General features: G+C 73.6%; 6 protein-coding genes. 4 read left to right on the plus strand and 2 right to left on the minus strand.

The features are described 5' to 3' along the window. Positions 1 to 98: 98 nt before the first annotated feature. The gene (gene lnt / locus ACIQMV_RS26385; RefSeq protein WP_141363058.1) at positions 99 to 1,673 is read left to right on the plus strand and encodes an apolipoprotein N-acyltransferase; all 1,575 of its coding nucleotides are present in this window, start codon (positions 99 to 101) and stop codon (positions 1,671 to 1,673) included. On the opposite strand, the gene ACIQMV_RS26390 is transcribed toward lnt, so the two are convergent. Beyond that, positions 1,591 to 2,502, minus strand: coding sequence for a Gfo/Idh/MocA family protein (locus tag ACIQMV_RS26390; protein WP_402595963.1), 912 nt, complete (start codon positions 2,500 to 2,502; stop codon positions 1,591 to 1,593). The two genes, lnt and ACIQMV_RS26390, sit on opposite strands and share 83 nt — an antisense overlap. A 10-nt stretch (positions 2,503 to 2,512) precedes the next feature. Then, positions 2,513 to 3,697, minus strand: coding sequence for an FAD-dependent monooxygenase (locus ACIQMV_RS26395; protein ID WP_402595964.1), 1,185 nt, complete (start codon positions 3,695 to 3,697; stop codon positions 2,513 to 2,515). A 108-nt stretch (positions 3,698 to 3,805) separates the two neighbouring features. Between ACIQMV_RS26395 and ACIQMV_RS26400 the strand changes: the two genes are divergently transcribed. The 3 genes from ACIQMV_RS26400 (at position 3,806) to ACIQMV_RS26410 (ending at position 5,577) form a co-directional block, all read left to right on the plus strand. Further along, a complete protein-coding gene (locus tag ACIQMV_RS26400) occupies positions 3,806 to 4,414 on the plus strand; it encodes a TetR/AcrR family transcriptional regulator (protein WP_402595965.1) in 609 nt (202 codons plus the stop codon). A gap of 28 nt (positions 4,415 to 4,442) precedes the next feature. Then, a complete protein-coding gene (locus tag ACIQMV_RS26405) occupies positions 4,443 to 4,958 on the plus strand; it encodes a DinB family protein (RefSeq protein ID WP_402595966.1) in 516 nt (171 codons plus the stop codon). A gap of 133 nt (positions 4,959 to 5,091) precedes the next feature. After that, positions 5,092 to 5,577: a hypothetical protein gene (locus ACIQMV_RS26410; protein WP_402595967.1), complete on the plus strand. Its 486-nt coding sequence runs from the start codon at positions 5,092 to 5,094 to the stop codon at positions 5,575 to 5,577. Positions 5,578 to 6,000: the final 423 nt, after the last annotated feature.

The raw sequence follows: 6,000 nt of genomic DNA on the forward strand, positions 1-6,000 counted from the left end.
GCGCGGAGACAGGAATTCCGGGCGCCTCCAAGGCCCACTGGGCGGGATCTTCCGGGGCGCGCACACTGGAGCCATCCGCGGGGGTAGGAGGGCACCGTATGAAGATGTTCGGCCGGTGGCTCACCTCCCCGTGGCGGCGTTCGGTGCTCGCCGCGCTCGCGGGTGCCCTGTTCGTGTTGGCGTTTCCCGCCCCGTCGCTGTGGTGGTTCGCCTACGTCGCCCTGGTCCCGTGGATCCTGCTGGTCCGTTCCGCTCCGACCGGGAGGCGGGCGGCGTACGACGGCTGGTCCGGCGGGCTGGGGTTCATGCTGGCCGTCTTCCACTGGCTGCTGCCGAACCTGCACGTGTTCACCGTCGTGCTCGCCGCGCTCATGGGCGTGCTGTGGGCGCCCTGGGGCCGGCTGGTACGGCGGTTCCTGGCGGGGACGCCCTCGCCGGGGCGGGCGGCGGCCGCGCTGGTCGTGCTGCCGTCGGCGTGGCTGGCGATCGAGCTCGTCCGGTCCTGGCAGGGGCTGGGCGGACCGTGGGGCATGCTGGGCTCCAGCCAGTGGCAGGTGGCCCCGGCGCTGCGGCTGGCCTCCGTGGGCGGGGTGTGGCTGCTGAGTTTCCTGGTGGTGGCCGTCAATGTCGCCGTCGCGCTGCTCGTCGCGGTCCGCGCGGCCCGGGTGCCCGCGGTGGCCGGGCTGGTGGCCACGGCCGCGGCGACCTCCGCGGTGTGGATGTGGGCGCCGCGCCCCGGCGTCGACGGCCACGTCCGGATCGCCGTCGTGCAGCCGGGTGTCGTGGCCGGCACCGAGAGCGGGCAGCGGCGGTTCGACCTGGAGGAACAGCTGACCCGTCGCCTGGTGGGACAGCACCCCGACCTCATCGTCTGGGGCGAGAGCAGCGTCGGCTTCGACCTGAGCCACCGGCCGGACCTGGCGCGGCGGATCGCGGCGCTGTCCCGCGCGACCGGCGCCGACGTGCTGGTCAACGTGGACGCCCGGCGCTCCGACCAGCCCGGCATATACAAGAGCTCGGTCCTCGTCGGCCCGAACGGCCCGACCGGCGAGCGCTACGACAAGATGCGGCTCGTCCCGTTCGGCGAGTACATCCCGGCCCGCTCGGTGCTCGGCTGGGCGACCTCCGTCGGCCGGGCCGCGGGTGAGGACCGCAGGCGCGGCACCGAGCAGGTGGTGATGGACGCCGGCCACGGCCTGCGTGTCGGCCCGATGATCTGCTTCGAGACGGCGTTCCCCGACATGAGCCGGCATCTCGCGCGGGACGGCGCGCGGGTACTGCTCGCGCAGTCCTCGACGTCGACCTTCCAGCAGAGCTGGGCCCCCGAGCAGCACGCCTCGCTGGCCGCGCTGCGTGCCGCCGAGACCGGGCGGCCGATGGTGCACGCCACGCTGACGGGCGTGTCCGCCGTGTACGGCCCGCGCGGGCAGCGCGTCGGCTCCTGGCTGGGCACGGACACGAGCACCGCGCGCGTGTACGACGTACCGACCGCGCACGGCGTCACCCTGTACGTCCGCTTCGGCGACTGGCCCGCGCACGGCGCCCTGCTGGTGCTGGCCGTGCTGGGCGCGGCGGAGGGACTGCGGGCGTTCAGGCGGCGCCGGAGCGCTCCAGAACCGCCCGTACCACCCGTTCGCACAGTTCGTGGGTCTCCAGCGCGTCACGGGCGCTGAGCACCTTCCCGGCGCGTACGGCGTCGAGGAAGGACAGCACGGCCTGCTCGATGCCTCGCTGCCGGGCGACGGGCACCCAGTCGCCGCGCCGGCGCACGGTCGGCTGCCCCTTGTGGTCGACGGTCTCGGCGAGGTTGACGACCTGCCGCTTGGTGTCCTGCCCGGAGACCTCGAGGACCTCCTCCGTCGAACCGCTGAGCCGGTTCATCACGCCGAGCGCGGTGAATCCGTCCCCGGCGAGTTGCAGCACGACGTGGTGCAGCAGGCCGTCACGCACGCGCGCGCGTACGGTGACGTCGTCGACCTCGCCCGGCACCAGGAACCGCAGGGTGTCCACGACGTGGATGAAGTCGTCGAGGATCATCGTGCGCGGTACCTCGGGCAGTCCGATGCGGTTCTTCTGCATCAGGATCAGCTCGCGGGGGTGGTCGGCGCACTGCACGTAGCCGGGTGCGTGGCGCCGGTTGAAGCCGACCATGAGCGAGACGTTCCGCTCCTCGGCGAGCCCGACCAGCCGCGCGGAGTCGGCGAGTTCGTAGGCGAGCGGCTTGTCGACGTACGTCGGCACGCCCGCCTCCAGGAGCCGGGTGACGATCTTCGGGTGGACGGCGGTGGGGGCGTGCACGAAGGCGGCGTCCAGGTCCTGGGAGAGCAGGGAGTCCAGGTCGGCGTGGCGCCGCTCCGCGGGCAGGTGCAGGCTGTCGGCGACCCGCTGGAGCGTCCCGGGCGTCCGGGTCTGCAGGTGCAGGTCGACTCCGGGTTGGGTGCCGAGCACCGGCAGGTAAGCCTTCTGCGCGATGTCGCCGAGTCCGATGCAGCCGACCTTCACCTGGGCTCCTTCACCGCTCTGCCGTGCCTGACTGCACGGCAGCATACGGGGGCTGCGGGGGACGCCAGTCGGCGATGCCGTCGAATCCGCGCAGGAGCAGGTCCGGGCCGACCCTGGACAGCGCGGCGATCGCGTGGTCGCGCAGGACGATCCCGGCGCGGTTGCGCATCATGTCGAGCCGCGCGGCCCTGACGGCCCGGCGGGCGATCATGGTCGTGCGGGGCAGCCGGGCCGCGGTGTGGGCGGCGAGGTCGTCGGCGTGGTGGGCGAGGACGACGGCGTCCTCGATGGCCTGGTTGCCGCCCTGCCCGAGGTTCGGCGGCATGGCGTGGGCGGCGTCGCCGATGAGTACGGTCCGGCCGCGGTGGTGGGCGGGCAACGGCTGGGCGATGTGGTGGACGTCGTGGCGCAGCACGTCCTCGGGACGGGCGGCGGCGATGACGGCGGGGATCGGGTCGTGCCAGTGCCCGAAGCGGCGCAGGAGTTCGGCCTTCTCGTCGTCGGCCGCGCGCCGGCCGGGAGGCGTGACGGCGGCGGCGTACGCGTAGACCCTGCCGTCCTTGAGCGGGTGCGTGCCCCACAGGCGTCCCCTGCCCCAGGTCTCGTGGGAGGCGAACTCGGCGCCGGGTACGGGGATCACGAGCCGCCAGGTGGTGAATCCGGCGTAGACGGCCCCGGGATGGGCCGGGAACAGCGTGCGGCGCACAACGGAGTGCACGCCGTCGGCGGCCACCACCAGGTCGGCCTCCAGTTCACCGTCGGGGGTGCTCACGCGGGCCGGGCGGTGGTCGTCCCCGGGGTCGGCGAGGCGCGCGTCGGCGGCCGTGCGGACGGTGCCGGGCGGGAGGAGGGCGGCCAGGCTCTCGATCAGGGTGGCGCGGTGCAGCAGGACGAGAGGGCCGCCGAACCGCTCGGCCGCCGCGGCGGCGTCCGTCCTGGTGATCCAGCGGCCGGACGGGCCGCGCAGCCCGCCCTCGCCCTGCCAGGCGGCGAGATCGCGGATCCGGTCGCCGATGCCGAGGGCGTCCAGGGCGCGCAGGGCGTTCGGGGCGAGCGAGATGGCGGCGCCGACGGGCTCCAGGGAGGGGGCCCGCTCCAGCACCGTGACCTGCCGGCCGCCGAGGTGCAGGGCCGCGGCCGCGGTGAGTCCTGCGATGCCGCCGCCGATGACGACGGCGCGTGGCTGCTGGGGCATGGCTCCTCCTGCACAGTGAGACTACATCTGTAGTGAACCGGCGGCTCGACGATACTACGGATGTAGTGCGCTGCACTACGGGTGTAGTCGCCGGGTAGGTTGATCTCCATGTCCGCACGTCCCGAGAGCGCTCAGCGCGCCGATCTCGTCGCCGACACCGCGCTCGCCCTGCTCGCCGAGCGCGGGATGCGCGGTCTGACCCACCGGGCGGTCGACGAGAGGGCCGGATTGCCGCAGGGCTCGACGTCGAACCTCGCCCGCACCCGGCAGGCCCTGCTGGAACTGGCGGTGCGGCGGCTGGCCGAGCGGGAGGCGCGGGTGCTGGCGCTGCACGAGATGCCGGACCCGCGAACCGGGGGGCTCGACTCGCTGGTGGAGGGACTGGTGCTGGCCACCCACCGTGCGCTGACCCGCAACCGGGCCCTGACGCTCGCCCGCTACGAGCTGGCCCTGGAGGCCACCCGCCGCCCGGAACTGCGGTCCTACTTCGACGCGGCGGGCGCGCGCTTCCGTGACCAACTCGGCACGCTGGTCACGGCGATGGGCTCGACCACCCCGGAGCGGCACGTGCTGTCGCTGGTCGCCTGGGCGGACGGGCTCATGTACTCCTGCGTGGCGGGATCGTTCCATGCCCAGGTGCCGGAACTGGAGGAGTTGCGGGCGGGGTTGCGGGAACTGCTGGAGGGGATGTTCGGCGCCGGAAAACCCTTGGTGTGACGGGCCGGGTGTGGGCCAGGATCGGGGCATGACGACCGAGCGACGACAAGAGCCCGCCCAGAACGCCTCCGAACGCGCCATGCTGGAAGGCTGGTTGGAGTACCACCGGCAGACGCTGGCGCAGAAGTGCGAGGGCCTGACCGACGAGCAGTTGCGGACCGCGTCCGCGGAGCCGTCCGAGCTGACCCTGATGGGTCTGGTGCGGCACATGGCCGAGGTGGAGAGGCACTGGTTCCGCAACGTGCTCCTGATGGACGACCCCGGACCGATCTACTTCGACGAGCAGGACCCGGACGGCGACTTCCACGTCACCGAGGCGGACACCTGGGCGGAGGCGTACGCCACCTGGCAGTCCGAGATCGAGACCGCCCGCCGCAACGCCGCGGGCCTCGGCCTGGACGAGATGTCGCAGCGCAAGAGCAACCGCACCGACGAACCGTTCAGCCTGCGGTGGATCTACACCCACATGATCGAGGAGTACGCCCGGCACAACGGGCACGCCGACCTGCTCCGCGAGCGGATCGACGGAACGACGGGAGACTGAAGCCGGCATCCGTCACCCGGCGTCAGCGGCGGGCGCGGTGAGACACCCCTTACGGGGCCCAGGATCACCCGTCCGTGGCATCCTCCGCCCGGCCGCGGTCCGATCACGGCCCGCACCCAGCAGAGTTGCACGGGTGCATCGTACGACGACCACCGCAACGCTCCTGGTCTCCGCGGCCGTCTCGGCCCTCTCCGGCTGTGTCACGGTCGAGCGGCCGCCCGCGCCCGGCCCGGCGGCGGCCACCACCACCCCTCTATCGGTCGCGCGCCCGGACGGCAGCGCCGGGCACCCGGCCGTGCAGGCCCCCGCCCGCGAAGCCCTGGAGCACATCGGCAACCCGCGCCACTCCGCCACCCCGGCCGAACCGGCCCAGGCGCCGTCCGCGGGAGCCCCGCCCGGGAAGCGGCAGCCGCCGGCACCGGCGCACTCCCCCAGCCCGGCCCCGGCACACGCGGCGCCCCGGCACCCACGGCCCGCGCCCCCACCGCGCGCACAACTCCCCGGCCCCAAGCACGCCCTGCCACCGAACGCAGACCTCTGCGCCCTCGGCAGGCAGTACGGCGGCTGGAAACCGGACAGCCCGGAGACCAGGATCTGCCACCAGACGTACAACCACTGAGACACAACGGGCCTGCACCAAGGACACGGCGCAGGCCCGGCAGCGACCACGCACGGGCGGACGTACGCCCGGTAAGGCGCCCGCCCCCGTCGATCGGCGGCGAGCAAAACCCGCAGCACCACACACCGGGCCCCGGCACAGCACCACGCGGACAGGCGGACAGTGAACCACCGCCTCACGACGGGCACGGCGCAGGCCCCACAGCAGCCCGGAAGAAACCACCCACCGGCGGACGTACGCCCGGTAAGACGCCCGCCTCCCATCGATCGGCGGCGAGCAAAACCCGCAGCACCACACACCGGGCCCCGGCACAGCACCACGCGGACACGCGGACAGTGAACCACCGCCTCACGACGGGCACGGCGCAGGCCCCACAGCAGCCCGGAAGAAACCACCCACCGGCGGACGTACGCCCGGTAAGAC

Source organism: Streptomyces sp. NPDC091412 (genome assembly GCF_044756885.1).
In the GTDB taxonomy this organism is placed as follows: Bacteria; Actinomycetota; Actinomycetes; order Streptomycetales; family Streptomycetaceae; genus Streptomyces.